6 protein-coding genes and 1 rRNA gene are annotated in these 13,861 nt (G+C 66.3%); 4 read left to right on the plus strand and 3 right to left on the minus strand.

Translation table 11 applies throughout. From position 1 onward, the window contains the following. Positions 1-9: 9 nt before the first annotated feature. Positions 10-126: ribosomal RNA gene (gene rrf, locus F7D09_RS07930) — 5S ribosomal RNA — on the plus strand. A 239-nt stretch (positions 127-365) separates the two neighbouring features. Here the strand turns inward: rrf and F7D09_RS11180 are convergent. Next, positions 366-518 (minus strand): hypothetical protein, encoded by a 153-nt coding sequence (locus F7D09_RS11180; RefSeq protein WP_193312387.1) that lies wholly within the window; start codon positions 516-518, stop codon positions 366-368. 170 nt (positions 519-688) lie between these two features. Between F7D09_RS11180 and ureA the strand changes: the two genes are divergently transcribed. Together ureA and ureC are read left to right on the plus strand one after the other, a co-directional pair. Then, positions 689-1,369: an urease subunit gamma gene (ureA, locus tag F7D09_RS07940; RefSeq protein WP_152234862.1), complete on the plus strand. Its 681-nt coding sequence runs from the start codon at positions 689-691 to the stop codon at positions 1,367-1,369. 10 nt (positions 1,370-1,379) lie between these two features. After that, the gene (gene ureC / locus F7D09_RS07945; RefSeq protein WP_152234863.1) at positions 1,380-3,104 is read left to right on the plus strand and encodes an urease subunit alpha; all 1,725 of its coding nucleotides are present in this window, start codon (positions 1,380-1,382) and stop codon (positions 3,102-3,104) included. Positions 3,105-3,542: 438 nt separating this feature from the next. Here ureC and F7D09_RS07950 read toward each other — a convergent pair whose 3' ends face one another. After that, on the minus strand, positions 3,543-4,262 hold the full coding sequence (locus F7D09_RS07950) for a hypothetical protein (RefSeq protein WP_152234864.1): 720 nt from the start codon (positions 4,260-4,262) through the stop codon (positions 3,543-3,545). 546 nt (positions 4,263-4,808) lie between these two features. Between F7D09_RS07950 and F7D09_RS07955 the strand changes: the two genes are divergently transcribed. Beyond that, complete coding sequence (locus F7D09_RS07955) at positions 4,809-12,191, plus strand: leucine-rich repeat protein (protein WP_193312388.1); 7,383 nt, start codon at positions 4,809-4,811, stop codon at positions 12,189-12,191. A gap of 297 nt (positions 12,192-12,488) precedes the next feature. Here the strand turns inward: F7D09_RS07955 and F7D09_RS07960 are convergent, their stop codons facing one another. Further along, positions 12,489-13,823 carry a ferric reductase gene (locus F7D09_RS07960; protein WP_152234866.1) on the minus strand — a complete coding sequence of 445 codons (1,335 nt, stop codon included), beginning with the start codon at positions 13,821-13,823 and terminating at the stop codon, positions 12,489-12,491. Between the last annotated feature and the right edge of the window lie 38 nt (positions 13,824-13,861).

Genomic DNA, 13,861 nt, shown 5'->3' on the forward strand with positions numbered 1-13,861 from the left:
TCGAATTCTTGCGGCGGCCATGGCCCAGGTGAGACGCCCGGTCCCTTTCCGAACCCGGAAGCTAAGGCCTGGCACGGCGATGGTACTGCACTTGTGAGGGTGTGGGAGAGTAGCACGCCGCCGCATTCACCGTTGGATTGAGGCCTTCCGGTCGAGCAAAGCTCCCGGAAGGCCTCAACCATATCCAAACCCAGAACGGCCTCGCTCATGCCGGCACGGCCCGCGTGACACACCCAATACGATGGATACGGTACTCGACCGGCAGCGCAACTGCAGAGGTTGATTTCGCCATGCAAATGGAGGTCGACGCCGTCGAAGTGCCGGTCGAGTTGAAACCATCTGACAACACCCAATCGCGTAGCCTGTCAGCATATCGGAGCAAGTACGCTCCGGAACAGGCCGTACGCTTGTCCACCAAGCATTTCGGCATCGACAACGGCATCCGCAGCGTACCGTTGCACGCGGCGTACTGCATGGGAGATACCGATTGCTGAGCAGACGAAATCGTCGCCGGTCATCGGTGCATGATAAAGCCGTGTTGCCTGCCAAAGCATTGACGCAAATGGTCTTCGCAAACGGTTTCATGTGTCGGGTGATGATATGCCAGCATACGGTTTCCTGAAACGTGACGGTGTCATTGGGGGTTTAGAATCGCCGGTAATTGCTAACCGACAGCGATGGGGGTCCGATGAGACTGACACCACGAGAGATCGACAAGCTGCTGCTGCATCAGGCGGGGGAGCTTGCCAAGGAGCGGAAGAACCGCGGCGTGAAACTCAACTATCCGGAGGCGGTGGCGCTCATCAGCTCCGAATGCGTCGAGCGCGCACGTGAAGGCGCGACGGTCGCCGAACTCATGCAGTACGGTCGCACGCTGCTCAAACCCGAGGACGTGATGGACGGCGTGGCCGAGATGATCGACGTCGTCGAAGTCGAAGCAACGTTCCCCGACGGCACCAAGCTCGTCTCCGTCCACAATCCCATCGAATCGACCGAGAAACTCAAGCCGGGCGAATACTTCTTCGCCGACGGCGACCTCACCATCAACGCAGGCCGCGACAGCATCGAACTCGACGTGGTCAACACCGCCGACCGGCCCATCCAGATCGGCTCCCACTTCCACTTCTTCGAAGTCAACAAATACTTGAAATTCGACCGCAAGGCCGCCTATGGCAAGCGGCTCGACATCCCCGCCGGAACCGCCGTGCGCTTCGAACCGGGCGAATCGCACCGCGTCCACCTCATCGATATCGCCGGCACGCGCGAGATCCACGGGTTCAGCGGTCTCGTCGACGGACAGCTCGACGACCCGGTCGTCAAAGAGGCGGCGTTCGTCAAAGCCAAAGAACAAGGATTCCTGGGGATGTGAGGGCTGAGCAATGAGCAGAACGATTACACGCAAGGATTACGCGGGCATGTTCGGCCCGACGACGGGCGACCGCGTGCGCCTCGGCGACACCGACCTCATCATCGAAGTCGAACGGGACTGCACGCACTACGGTGACGAACTCAAGTTCGGCGGAGGCAAGTCATTCCGCGACGGCATGGGGCAAAGCTCCGTGCAGCTCGACGCCGAATCACCCGACACGGTCATCACCAACGCGCTCATCGTCGACTGGACAGGCATCTACAAAGCCGACATCGGCATCAAGAACGGCAAGATCTCGGCCATCGGCAAAGCCGGCAACCCGCAGACCATGGATGGCGTCACTCCCGGACTCGCGGTCGGCTCAGGCACGGAGGCCATCGCCGGCGAAGGCCTCATCGTCACGGCAGGCGGACTCGACACGCACATCCACTTCATCTCGCCGCAGCAGGTGCGCACCGCGCTCGCCGGCGGCGTGACCACCATGGTCGGCGGCGGCACCGGACCGGCCGACGGCACCAACGCCACCACCTGCAACCCGGGCGCGTTCCACCTCGCACGCATGATTGAGGCGGCCGAAGCGCTGCCGGTCAACATCGCGTACCTCGGCAAGGGCAACGACTCCAGCCCCGAGCCGCTGCGCGAGCAGATCCGCGCCGGCGCCGCGGGCCTGAAGATCCACGAGGACTGGGGATCCACCCCGGCCGTCATCGACACCTGCCTCGGCGTGGCCGACGAGATGGACGTGCAGGTGGCCATCCACACGGATACGCTCAACGAGGGCGGCTGCGTGGAGGACACGATCGCCGCGTTCAAAGGGCGCGCGATCCACACGTACCACACCGAAGGCGCGGGCGGCGGTCACGCGCCCGACATCATCCGCGCGGCCGGCTTCCCGAACGTGCTGCCGAGCTCTACGAACCCGACCATGCCGTTCACGCGCAACACGGTCGACGAGCATCTCGACATGATGATGGTCTGCCACCACCTCGACCGCAATGTTCCCGAGGACATTTCGTTCGCCGACTCGCGCATCCGCCCCGAGACGATCGGCGCGGAGGACGTGCTGCACGACATGGGCATCATCTCGATGATGAGCTCCGACTCGCAGGCCATGGGCCGCGTGGGCGAGGTCATCACGAGGACCATCCAGACCGCCGACAAGATGAAGAAGCAGCGCGGGCCCCTGCCGGAGGACGCTCACGACGGCAACCGCAACGACAACTTCAGGGTCAAGCGGTACGTGAGCAAGTTCACCATCAACCCGGCCATCACGCACGGCATCGCGGATTACGTCGGCTCCGTCGAGGTCGGCAAGATGGCGGACCTCGTGCTGTGGCAGCCGGCCATGTTCGGCGCCAAGCCGGAGATGGTCATCAAGGGCGGCTCCATCGCCTACTCGCGCATGGGCGACGCGAACGCGTCGATTCCGACGCCGGAGCCCGTGTACTATCGCGACATGTTCGGCGCGCTCGGACGGGCGCTCGGCTCGAGCTGCGCGACGTTCGTCTCGCAGGCCGCCATCGACGACGATATCAAAGGCAAGCTTGGGCTGCAGCGTCAGGTGCTGCCGGTGCACGGCTGCCGCACGGTGGGCAAGAAGGATCTCAAGTTCAACGACGTGCTCGCCGATATCCAGGTGAATCCGGAGACGTTCCAGGTGACGGTCGACGGGGAGCTGGTGCATTCGGAGCCGGCGTACGAGCTGCCGCTGACGCAGCGGTACTTCCTGTTCTAACGCGGGTGTGCTCGCTCCAGTCACGTCCTGTGGCCGTGCCGGCGCCTGCGATTATTGACGGAACGTACTCGAAGCACCCCCTACGAGTACGTTCCGTTGCGTTCTGCCAACCGACCGTACTCGGGACAGGCGGTCCGAGTACGGTCGGTCGTTTTATCCGTGCCGGAACGTACTCGGGATGGGTAATCCGAGTACGGTCGGTCGTTTTATCCGTGCCGGAACGTACTCGAAATGGATGTGCGAGTACGTTCCGTTGTGAAGCGGGTGGCGCTCCCCCACCCGCTACGCGGGAGCCCCTCCACCGAGGGGGCCAAGGAGCGGGACGGTCGTTGACGGCTCGGCCCTCCACCGAGGGGGCGAGAGAGGCGGGATAGTGCTCGCTTGGCTCCCCTTGTGAGAGGAGCTGTCAACGGGGCTGACTGAGGGGTAGCCGCGTGCTCAGTTGGTGAGTTTGCTGTTGGTGGCGTCCATCCAGGCGATGATCGCCTGCGCCTCGGGGCCGCCCTTGGCGTTGCCGTTGGCGCCGAACTTGGTCTGGGCGTCGGCGATGCGGCGCGACACCTCGGCGGTCAGTCCCGGATACGACTGCTCCGCCTGCGCGGTCACGATCAGCGGCAGCGCCTCAAGCCCCTCGCGCAGGTAGGCGTTGACGCCGAGCATGTTGTACAGCAGTGAGCTGTTCTTGCCGTCGTCGCCGGCGAACACGGTCCCGAAGCCCACGGCGATGGGTTTCGCGAGCAGCGCCACCCACGGCATGCGCGGCGTCGTGCCGTCCGCAAGCCGGAACTCGACGCCGTAGTCCTGCACGCTCACGTCGAAGCCGACGCGCAGCGACGCCAGCGGCTCGCGTCCGGTCACCGGCGCGCCGAACAGCGCGAAGAACTGGTACACCTCGCCCTTGCGCGAGCCGAACGAGGTGAACGGGTGCACGGTCATCGCGATGCCGAACGCGAGCAGCGCCACGCCGGTGACGAGCACGTACCAGGATTCCTTGTCCGACGCCGAGCTGATGGTCATCGCAACGCCGCCGGCCGTCATCAGGGCGCCGACTACCGCCGCGCCGATGCCGGTCTTGCGCATGTACCGTGCGTTCTGCGCAAGATAGATGTTCTTGAACCTGTCGAAGTCGAGGTCGACATGATAGGAAACGTCCGACATGGGTGCCTCCTTGGCTGATGGAACGTTCACTTTCAGACTACGTTCCTCGCGCGGCCGGGCCACGGCCATAGGGTGAATTCTCGGCGAATTCCGCCGCGGCAAGTGCGGCGTGTGCGGCAAGTGTGCGGCGCGTGGTGTGCGATACGACCGCGGTGGCCGACCGCGGTGGCCGAGCGCACGTGGCCGAGCGCACGTGGCCGAGCGCACGTGGCCGAGCGCGCAATGGCGTGCGTGGGGCTGCGTACGGCTGCGGTCGTTCGTCGGCCGAGCGCCCCGCAACCCCACTGCCGCATGGGAAAAGTTCCGACGCGCGGCGGAACGGGACCGCGAAAACCTGAAAGAATTCCGAAGAAAAACGCAAGAGAACGTTCACATAGTGACGCGAAACAGTGAAAACGCTGATTGACTCGTTACCGTTAAGCATGAATTTCGAGGGCACGTGGCCGTGACGTTTGAACGGCCACGTGCCCTCGTTGTTTGCCGGCGGCCATGCCTGGCAATCGGGCTGGCCGCCGGCGTCAAGGAAAGACAGACAAAAGGAAGAGAATGTCAACCCACTTCTCCAAGGGGGTCCGTTCGGTCGCCGCGATGATCGCCGCCGGCAGCATGCTGGTGCCGATGAACATCGCCATGGCCGATGACGCCGCCCAGGGCGCACAGAACGCGCCTGCGGCCGGCCAGACCCAATCCTCCAAGGCTCCCGGTGCCATCAACGCCGCCAAGAACGGCGTGAAGGCGACCGCGTCCGACGACGCCGACACCGACGCGCTGCTCAAGCCGCTCAACGGCAAGGCGAGCAGCACCGACAACAAGAAGAAAGTCACCCTGGGCACGTCGACGCTGCCCAAGGGCAACAAGACCATCATCGTCCAGCTGGACGGCAGCAATCCGGGCATCCCGTGGTACCGTTCGCTGTTCGGCGTCTCGCAGGGCGACCGCCACGACTATGTGAAGAACCAGATCCGCAACCTCGTCGCCTCGATGCCGGCGACGACCGCGGAGAACGGCGAGAAGGCCGCGCAGCCGACCTTCAAGTCCGAATACGACTACTGGCACGCGATCGACGGCTTCGCCGTGAAGGCGCCCGCCTCGCTGCTGCCGCAGATCCAGAAGATGGCCGGCGTCAAGCGCGCGTTCATCGCGCAGAGCCACGCCATCCCGAAGGACGACACCGACCAGGACATCCCGAAGAACCAGTCCTCGCTCGACATGACCAAGGCCGACCAGGTGTCCGAGAAAGGCGCGGGCCAGGTCGTCGCGGTCATCGACACCGGTCTCGACACCGACCATGAGGCCTTCCAGGGCAAGCTTGACGAGAAGACCGTCAAGGAGACCAAGGCCGACGCCGAAGCGCTCATCAAGCAGGTGGGCCACGGCAAGTACATCAGCGACAAGATCCCCTACGTCTACGACTACGCCGACAACGACAACGACGTGAACCCGAGCTCGCTGTCCGGCATGGAGCACGGCACGCACGTGGCCGGCATCGCGACCGCCAACTCCGGCCAGATCCGCGGCACCGCGCCCGACGCGCAGCTCATGATGTTCAAGATCGGCCGCGACAAGACCGGCGAACTGCCCGATCCGGCCATCCTGGCCGCCATCGACGACGCCGCCGTGCTCAAGCCCGACACCGTGAACATGTCGTTCGGCTCCGACTCCGGCTTCACCGACGAGTCCTCCCAGGTGTTCGGCGACGCGATGAAGACGCTGCGCGACGAGGGCATCACCCTCAACGTGGCCGCCGGCAACGCGTTCAGCGCCGGCTACTACAACGCCACCGGCATCAACCTGCCGTACGCCTCCGACGCCGACATCAGCACCATCAGCACGCCGAGCACGTTCGCCGACTCGTTCTCCGTGGCCAGCATCGACAACGCGCAGGGCGACCCCGCCTTCTACGCGCCCGACAACTCGGTCGTCCCCTACATGAACGCGCAGTCCAGCGCCGGCATCGAGCTGCCGCAGTTCTCCGACCTCAAGAGCGGCAAGTACCAGTACGTCGACGGCGGCATCGGCACCGCCGACGACATCGCCAAGCTCAAGGCCGACAACCCGAACGGCCTCGAAGGCAAGTTCGTGCTGTTCAAGCGCGGCGGCGCCAACGGCGAGACCATCACCTTCGACAGCAAGGTGACCGCCGTGGCCCCGCTCAAGCCGGCCGCCGTGATCTTCTACGACAACCAGGACGAGGACCTCGGCGCACCCGCCGTCGAGAACACCACCATCCCGGCCGTCATGATCAGCCAGGCCGATGGCAAGAAGCTCGTCGCCGCGACCGACAAGACCATCACCATCAAGAACGGCCTGACCACTGCGGCCGCGACCGACTACACGATGAGCAGCTTCTCCAGCTGGGGTTCGACCTCCGACCTGCAGCTCAAGCCCGAGGTGACCGCCCCCGGCGGCGACATCTGGTCGTCCATCCCCGGCAACAAGTACGAGTACATGTCCGGCACGTCGATGGCCACCCCGCAGATGGCCGGCATCACCGCGCAGCTGCACGAGTACATCCAGGCCGACAAGAAGTTCTCCGGCCTGAACGCCAAGCAGCAGGGCGACATGACCACCACGATGCTCATGAGCACCGCCAAGCCGGTCGCCGACCCGTCCGTCAAGGGCAGCTATTACTCGCCGCGCAAGCAGGGCTCCGGCCTCGCCGACGTCAAGGCGGCGACCACGAGCGACGTGTACCTGACCTCCGACAAGACGTCCGACGCCGCCCGTCCGAAGGGCGAGCTCGGCGCCAACACGGACGGCACGTGGTCCTACACGCTGACCCTGCACAACCTCGGCTCCAAGGCGCATGAGTTCACGCCCGATGCCGTGGCCCTCAGCGGCAACGTCAGCCAGGGCATGTACACGCTCACCGAGAAGAACTGGACCGGCAACGGCATCGACGTCGCCTACTCCGGCGACGTGAAGGACGGCAAGGTGACCGTGCCCGCAGGCGGCACCGCCAAGGTGACCGTCACCGTGACCGCCGGCAAGGCGTTCAAGGACTTCGTCTCCGCGAACACCCCGAACGGCACGTTCGTCGACGGCTTCACCATGTTCAAGGCCGCCGACGGCGGCGTGGACCTGAGCGCCCCCTACGTCGGCTTCTACGGCGACTGGGGCAAGTCCCCGATCTTCGACGCGCCCGTGTGGAAGACCGGCGACGAGGCGTCGCACATCTTCGCGTCCGGCGTCGTCAACGGCACCACCGGCACCTACCTGGGCCTCAACCCGCTCGACGACGGCTCGTCCGACCCCGAAGGCGACGTGCAGTACCCCGACCCGAGCAAGCTCGTCGTGTCCAACTCCGAGGAGAGCGGCGCGCCCAACAGCCTGCTGCCCGTCACCGGCCTGCTGCGCAACGCCAAGACGCTCGACTACGCGTACAAGGACTCCGCGGGCAAGACTGTGAAGACGTACAAGACCAAGTACATGTCGAAGTCCACGTACCTCGCGTCCGCCGGCATGATCACCTACGCCGAGCTGCAGATGAATGACAAGCCGAAGTTTGACGGCACCGACGCGGACGGCAAGCAGCTGCCCGAAGGCCAGTACACGGTCGAGGAGACGGCCGCCAGCGACGGTCCCGACTCCAGGACCAGCAGCCAGCAGTACACGTTCACGTACGACACCACCGCGCCGAAGATCACCGACTTCAAGCTCAACGGCGAAGGCGACGCGAAGACGTTCACGTTCTCCGTCACCGACAACACGTGGCTGGCCGGCATCGACTTCCACGACCCGGCGTCCAAGCAGTACTTCTACCGTGTGCTCGCCAAGGACCCCGCCCGCACCAACGCGGACGGCACCCGCACGTGGGACTTCACGGTGAGCGTCGCCGACCTTGAGCAGGCTTGGCAGAGCGCCGGCATGACCGGCGAGCTGCCGAACAAGCTGCCGCTGTACGCCTGGGACTACGGTCTGACCGCCAGCCCCGAGACCGACGCGGTGGTCAACCCGGTCGCCATGACGAAGCTCACGCTGCCGTCCGACAAGCTCACGCTCGCCCCCGGCCAGCAGACCAAGCTGACCGCCAGCTACGAGCCGGCCAACGCCACCGAGACCGATCTGGTCTGGACCAGCTCCGACGACAAGGTCGTCAAGGCCGCCGCCGACGGCACGCTGACCGCCGTCGCGGCCGGCACCGCCACGGTCACCGTCGCCTCGAAGGACAACCCGTCGCTCAAGGCCTCCGCGACCGTCACCGTCGCGCCCGTGAGCGCCGAGACCGGCATCGTGCTCTCGCGCGACCGCCTCTCGCTCTCCTTCGGCGACAGCGGCGACGTGAGCGCGATCCTCGCCGACTCGCTCGCCGGCAAGACCATCACCTGGACGAGCGCCGACGAGAAGATCGCCACCGTCAAGGCGAAGGACGCCGCCGGCGAGACGGCGACCGTCACCGCCGGCAAGAAGCTCGGCGACACGACGGTCACCGCGACCGTGGACGGCAAGAAGGCCACGCTGGCCGTCAGCTCCCGCCCGCAGGACTACGGCGACTTCGACATCGACGCCAACGGCAAGCTCGTCTCCTACACGGGCAAGGGCGGCGACGTCACCATCCCGGACAACGTGACCAGCATCGGCGACCAGGCGTTCTCCAACGCCTCGATCACCTCCGTCACCATCCCGGCCGGCGTGACGCGCATCGGCGAGGCCGCGTTCCTCAACGCGACCCAGCTGGCCAAGGTCAACTTCGTCGACACGAAGGACGAGCCGAGCCAGCTCAAGAGCGTCGGCGACTCCGCGTTCGGCTACGCGACGGCCCTGACCTCCATCACCCTGCCTGACAGCGTCACCTCGATCGAGCCGAACGTGTTCCGCGCCTCCGGCCTGACCTCCGTGACCCTGCCCGACAGCATCACCGAGATCCCCGCCTCCGCGTTCCAGTCCGACTCGCAGCTGACCGACGTCACCGTCTCCGACAAGGTCACCGTGATCGACGCCGGCGCGTTCATGCAGGCCGGCTCCCTGAGCGGCTTCAAGCTGCGCCACGCCGACGGCACCGTCACCGACGCGCAGCTGCCCCCGGCACTGACCACCATCGGCGACAGCGCCTTCATGGGCGACTCCTTCACCGACCTGACCATGCCGTCCACGCTGATCTCCCTCGGCTCCAGCGCCTTCACCTCGAACGCGCTGGTGAAGAGCGTCAAGCTCAACGACGGCCTCAAGTCGCTCGGCAGCCAGACGTTCAGCTACACGGGCGTCACCTCGCTGACCATCCCGGATTCGGTCACCCAGCTGGGCGAGACCGCGTTCATCGGCATGGACACGCTCGAAGACGTCACCATCGGCCGCAACCTGCCCGCAGGCTCGCTGACCAAGGCGTTCTCCGGCGACCTCGCGCTGAAGACCATCACCGTGCCCGACGGCACCGTGAACTTCAGCTCGAAGGACGGCGTGCTGTACGACAAGGCCGGCAAGACGCTCGTCGCCTACCCGAACAAGCTCTCCGCAGACACGTCCTACACCGTGCCCGACGGCACCGAGACCGTCGCCGACGGCGCGTTCTACTCGAACAGCGGCCTGACCAAGGTCACGTTCCCGGATTCGCTGCGCACGCTCGGCAAGTCCTCGTTCATGTACAGCCACCTCACCGACCTGACGCTGCCGGCCAAGTTCGAAACGCTTGACAGCTACGCGTTCTCGTCGGCGACCGCGCTGCGCAGCGCCGACCTCGGCGGCACGACGACCCTCGGCGAGCAGGTGTTCTACGAGGACAGCCTGCTGAGCAAGGTCGACATGCGCACCGATCTCAACCGTCTGGCCACGGTCGGTGACGGCGCCTTCTACGACACCGGACTGACCGACGTGACGATGCCCGACTCGCTGACCGAAGTCGGCAACCTCGGCTTCGCCGGCGCGCCGATCGTCAGCCTGCACATCGGCGCCGGCTTCACGCAGGAAATCGGCACCATCTTCGCCGGCTCCAAGCTGAAGACCATCACCGTCTCCGACAAGAACCCCGTGCTCTCCGCCGAGGAGAACGTCGTCTACGGCAAGCGTGACGACGGCCTCCACGTGCTGCTGTCCGCCCCGGCGGCCGGCCTCAAGGAGTACACGGTCAAGTCCGGCACCGTGCAGATCGACAAGGCCGCGTTCCTCAACAACACGGCGCTCGAGAAGATCACGCTGCCCGAAGGCCTCAAGGTCATCGACACGAACGCGTTCAACAACGACACCGCGCTCAAGGAGATCACCTTCCCCGACAGCCTCGAGCAGGTCGACGGCTTCAACGGCACCGAGCTTGACGTCGCCGACTTCGGCACCAAGATCAAGACCATCGCCGAGAACACGTTCAACGCGATCGCGCCGAAGCACCTCATCGTGCGCGGCGGCGTCGACGGCGTGTACAACGACAGCTACACGTACGGCGGCATGAGCGAGACCGCGTACTTCGGCCATGGCATGACCACGCTGAACATGACCAACGGCGGCGTGCCCGACACGCTCGTCGTGCCGGACGACCTCAAGGCGTTCAACACCAACGCCAGCCTGATCGACCCCGCCGCCATCACCGTGTACGCCCCCGCGAAGAGCGCCGGCTACACGCTCATGCAGGCCAAGCTCAAGGAGCTCGGCGTGGACGCCTCCAAGCTCAAGGAGTACACGCCGCTGTCCGTCAGCCTCAAGGCCGCGGACGGCTCCCAGCTGACCGCGGGCGCCAAGATCAAGGTCACCGCGGCCGGCGTCGGCGGCGTGGACGGCGCGAAGCAGTACCGCTTCGTGCAGCCTGCGGCCGACGGCACCACCAAGGTCGTGCGCGACTGGTCCGGCGACGCCACCTACGAGTGGACCGTGCCGGACGACCTGACCGCCATCAAGGTCGAGGTCCGCGACGCCACCATGCTCACCGCCTCCGCGACGCTGGGCAAGGCCGTCGCTCCGACCTTCACCACCGACCTCTCCACCGAGCCGGTCACGCTCGTGCGCGAGCTTGACGGCGACGCGAAGCTGACCGTCGCGGCGGCCGTGGACGGCCAGCCGAACGCCAAGCTGAGCTACCAGTGGTACCGCGACGGCAAGGCCATCGACGGCGCGACCGACGCCTCCTACACGGTGGCGACGGCCGATGACGCGGCGCTCGGCGAGCACCGGTACTCGGTGACGGTCACCGCCACCGACGAGAGCGGCCTGACCGCCTCCGCGACCAGCTCGACCGCGGTCGTCACCGTGCTCGAACGCGCCAAGGCCGCGACCATCAACGGCCAGCCGAAGTCCGTCACCGTGAAGACCGGCGAGCAGGCCACGCTGAGCGTGGACGCCGCCGCTGCACAGGACGGCGCCGTGCTGCGCTACCAGTGGGTCGAGGTCGGTGCGAACGGCGCCGAAACGCCCGTCAAGGACGCGACGCAGCCGACGTTCACCGCCGACACCAAGACCACCGGCGCCCGCAGCTACCGCGTCAAGGTCACCACGACGCTCGGCGTCGACCGCAACACGGCCGAAGTCGAGTCCGCCGCCGCGACCGTGACCGTCACGGCCGACAAGGGTGCGCTCGACACGAAGATCGCCGAAGCCAAGACCTACAAGCAGGCCGACTACACGGCGGATTCGTGGAAACCGTTCGCCGAGGCGCTGAAGAACGCCGAAGCCGTGCTCGCCGACGACACCGCCAGCCAGCAGGCCGTGGACGACGCGCTCGCCAAGCTGACGGACGCGATCAGCGGCCTGAAGAAGGCCGAGACCAACCACGGCGGCAACGGCAACAACAGCGGCCAGGGTGGCCAGGGCTCCGGCCAGGGCAACCAGGGCGGTAACGGCAACGGCTCCAACGGTTCTGCGAACGGCGCCAACGGCTCACAGAACGGCGGCAAGCTGTCCGTCACCGGTGCGTCCGTGACCGTCCTGGCGCTCGCCGCGATGATCATGGCCGCAGTCGCAGCCGTGGTGCTGACCGGTCGCCGCGGCGGCCGTCACGCCGACCGCTGATCCGGCCACCGCTGATCCGGCCGGTTGATTGCGGCCGTCCGGGTCAGCTGGGGTCGGTCGGGTTTGCCGTCCGGTGGGGTTGACCGCCGGACGGCAAACCCGCCGTAACGCACGACGAGGCCCGGGGCCTTCGCGTGAGGAGTGATTCGTCACTCCGCGCGAAGGCCCCGGGCCTCGTCGTGTTTGGTGCGTCCCAACGTCACTCTGCTCGCCCGGGCAGAGTGACGGGGTTTGCGCGCGGGGATGTGCGCGACAGGGGTGCGACAGGGGTGCGACAGGGGGTTGCGTGGAGCCGGCTCACATGGCGAAGGGCTCGTAGTAGATGTCGTCGGCGCGGACGCCATGACGCAGCAGCGTCTTGCGCACGAAGGCGATCATGCCGTGAGGTCCGGCCACCAGATAGATCGCACCCGGCCGCACCATGCCGGCGATGGTCGCCTCATCCGGTCGTCTGGTCGCGATACGCACACGGGTGTGCGCGTCGGCCGCGCCGAGCCGCTCCAACGACTGACGGTAGATGACGTCGCGCTCGCCGCGCGCGGTGTACAGAAAATCCACAAGCCGGCCGGTGCCGCTGGCCGCGCGCAGCACGCCGATCAGCGGCGTGATGCCGATGCCGCCGCCGATCAGCACCAACGGCGTGGCCTTGCCGGCCGCATCGTGCTCGCGGATGAACTGCGCATACCGGCCGTACGGCGGAATCACGCGCACGTCCGCGCCCGGCCGCAGCGACGCCAGCCGCGTGGTGAAGTCACCGTCCGCGCGAATCGCGAAATCCATGGTCGGCACGGCGGCGGCACGACCGTTGGCGGACCCAGCGAACGAATTGGTCAGCGAGAACGGATGATACTCATGCATGCCGCGCTCGCCGGGGAACGCGATGAACGCGAAATCGCCCGGCTCCCAGCACAGCGCACGCACGTCGCCGGACCGGGCGCCGTCAAGGCTCACGCGCAGTTCGGTGACACGGTCGGCGATAGTCCGCACCGACGCCACGCGGCCACGCCACGCATACGCACGCCGGTCGATCATCGACCACACGTAATACGCGAACACGACGATCGTCGCCGCGTCGAACAGCAGCAGGAACGGCTTGATCGCGGCGATGTAGTCGATCACATGCACATGCACCACGATCAACGCGATCGCCACCAGATTCAGCCGGTGCAGCCACACGCTCAACTCATGGCGGAACGCGCGCTCCAACGCGTGCTTCACCGCCGCCAGCCAGCGCACGCGGGCGGTCAGCCAGCCGGCCATGAACACCAGCGACCACACGGCCACCGCGGTGAACAGGTACAGGCCCGTGTGACCGGTCAGGCCGATCAGCTCGCCCGCGCCCGGCAGCAGAAACTGATGGGCCATGGCCAGCGCGATCGCCAGGATCGCCAGAATGCCGTGGATCATGTACATGGTCGGCAGGCCGATCGTGCGGTCCACCCAGCGTGGGCGGCAGGCGAGATACACGGCGGCGAGCATCCACGTGTAGGCGACGACGCCGAGCTCGATGCCGAACAGCGACGACGTGTACAGCGCGGGCAGCCCGGCCGCGAGCGTGGTCAGGAACGGCAGCGGCACGATGAACAGCACGACCGCCCAAGCCAGGGCGACGGCGGTGTTGAGATGTTTCATGGTTTCCTCGGAAGGGGGTTGATGGGTGTTGTGGTTGA

Source organism: Bifidobacterium leontopitheci (assembly GCF_009193355.1).
In the GTDB taxonomy this organism is placed as follows: domain Bacteria; phylum Actinomycetota; class Actinomycetes; order Actinomycetales; family Bifidobacteriaceae; genus Bifidobacterium; species Bifidobacterium leontopitheci.

Excerpts from the sequence above, each read along its gene's own strand:
- F7D09_RS11180 (WP_193312387.1), bottom strand. The coding sequence starts at position 518 with ATGACCGGCGACGATTTCGTCTGCTCAGCAATCGGTATCTCCCATGCA.
- ureA (WP_152234862.1), top strand. The coding sequence starts at position 689 with ATGAGACTGACACCACGAGAGATCGACAAGCTGCTGCTGCATCAGGCG.
- ureC (WP_152234863.1), top strand. The coding sequence starts at position 1,380 with ATGAGCAGAACGATTACACGCAAGGATTACGCGGGCATGTTCGGCCCG.
- F7D09_RS07950 (WP_152234864.1), bottom strand. The coding sequence starts at position 4,262 with ATGTCGGACGTTTCCTATCATGTCGACCTCGACTTCGACAGGTTCAAG.
- F7D09_RS07955 (WP_193312388.1), top strand. The coding sequence starts at position 4,809 with ATGTCAACCCACTTCTCCAAGGGGGTCCGTTCGGTCGCCGCGATGATC.
- F7D09_RS07960 (WP_152234866.1), bottom strand. The coding sequence starts at position 13,823 with ATGAAACATCTCAACACCGCCGTCGCCCTGGCTTGGGCGGTCGTGCTG.